This is a genomic window from Vibrio sp. SG41-7 (assembly GCF_014164465.1).
GTDB lineage: Bacteria > Pseudomonadota > Gammaproteobacteria > Enterobacterales > Vibrionaceae > Vibrio > Vibrio splendidus.
The window spans coordinates 1-1,818 of the sequence record NZ_JACJFF010000268.1; the positions used below are offsets into that span (position 1 = coordinate 1).

Sequence of the window (1,818 nt, forward strand, 5' to 3'; positions counted from 1 at the left end):
TGTGCAGAGCAAGCGGCGCCACATTCTGGACACGAGTAAAGTACTCCACGTTCAGCCCCCACTTGTAGGTGAAGCTCATAAGGAGAATGTTCTGTATTAAGGGATTGGTCGATAAGTTTCCAGGGGGCTTGCAGCCCCAACCCGAGCATAAAAATATCAGAAGAATTCAATGTGGCTGGACCTTGTATTGGAGCCTATTTAGGAGGTGAATATTTTTACCCAAACCCACACAAAACGTCGAAGAGCCTGTTTTTTATGTTCATTCGTATTGTAAGTGAATTTTTCATCTTGTACTGTGTTATTTGAGGTGCGTGTTAAACCATTAGGAAAGATAGTCATATGTTTAAAAATGTTATGAGAAAACCAGCCTTACTTGGGCAAGTTGTTTTTTTTAGTTCCTTACTCGTTGGTTGTGATAACAACCTGTATTTCAATGTTGAGTCTCAGGAATTATTTATATCCGATGGTTTTTCTCAATGGCAAGATCCACTGGTTTGGTTAGATGAAAATATAAATGGCCAGCTCGATGATAATGAGCAAGTTATAACAAAAGTGATGAGTATTCAGTCTGGAAAAGAGGAAGTCTCTACTTACTTACTCCCTGAAAATTATCACGGCGTTATTGCCGCGAAGAACATTCACCTTGAAGGTGCTCTTCCTGTACCTACGGTTATGAGCTCTCTTCCAGAAGAACAATTGCTCATTAGCCCTCTTTCTTCACTTGTTATTAAATTGCATCAAATATGTGGAGAGGAAGAGTTAACGCAGATAAAAACGTTGATTGCGAATGAGTTTTCGGATGGCGACCTTAATGTTTATCAAGACTTAGAAAGCTTAGAAGGATTTAAAGGAAGAGTCTTGTCGGTATTAAGTGGTGAGCTACTTAATGATACGGAGACTTTTCTTAATGAAATGGAACAAAATACCTGCCAGTCGATTCCTAGCATTTTATCTGAAGCCTTGACTCATCTTTCAGCTGGCAATAGCGATATACTCGTTGTCGAACAGGGACAATATTTTCCCATAGAAGCAATAGATAGCGATCAAGATGACGCACTCAATTATTTTGATGTCGCCCCATATAATGCCAGTCTTAAAGCTGATGTTGACGGTGATAACATTGCCGATGAACTGGAAGAATCTCTGGGTCTTGACACTTCCATTGATGATAGATATTCGCTCTTCGAAAAAATAGAACTTACGACTGATAGTGATTCTGATGGTTTGCCGGACCTTTATGAGCTTGCTTTTGGTTGGCTCCCTACAGATCCGAATAGCCCTGAGTTTGGTGCTTTGGGAGATGATGACTCTGACGGGTTAACCAACATTGACGAGTTGACATTAAAAACCTCACCTCTGCTTAAAGACTCTGATAGTGATCTCATCTCTGACCGAATCGAACTTCTATTAGATTGGGATCCACTCCAAGCTAATACTGGCAGCAAAGCTTTCTTTGATGATTTTGACGGTGATGGTTTATCGAATATAGAAGAGCAAACGTTAGGCACAGCACTGGATAATGCCGATAGTGATGGCGATGGAATAAGTGATTACATTGAAGCTTTAACTCAAAGCCAAGTGGATGAGGATGAAAAAGTCAATTGGAGTCCACTTATAGATAATAGTGGTATTTATGCGAAGCTTAGTGACTTTGATGGTGATGGTTTAACCAACGGTCAAGAGGTTGCTCTCAATACGTCGCTTGTAGATGTTGATACTGATAGCGATGGTATTAATGATTATCATGAGGTGGTTTACAGTTGGGATCCTCTCAATGCTCAAGTGCCAGAATCGAGTGACTTTGACTCAGACGGCATA

At 40.4% G+C, this 1,818-nt stretch carries 1 pseudogene; it reads left to right on the forward strand.

The features are described from left to right. Nucleotides 1-339 precede the first annotated feature (339 nt). A pseudogene (locus tag H5300_RS26520) lies at nucleotides 340-1,818 on the forward strand (hypothetical protein); the annotation flags it as partial.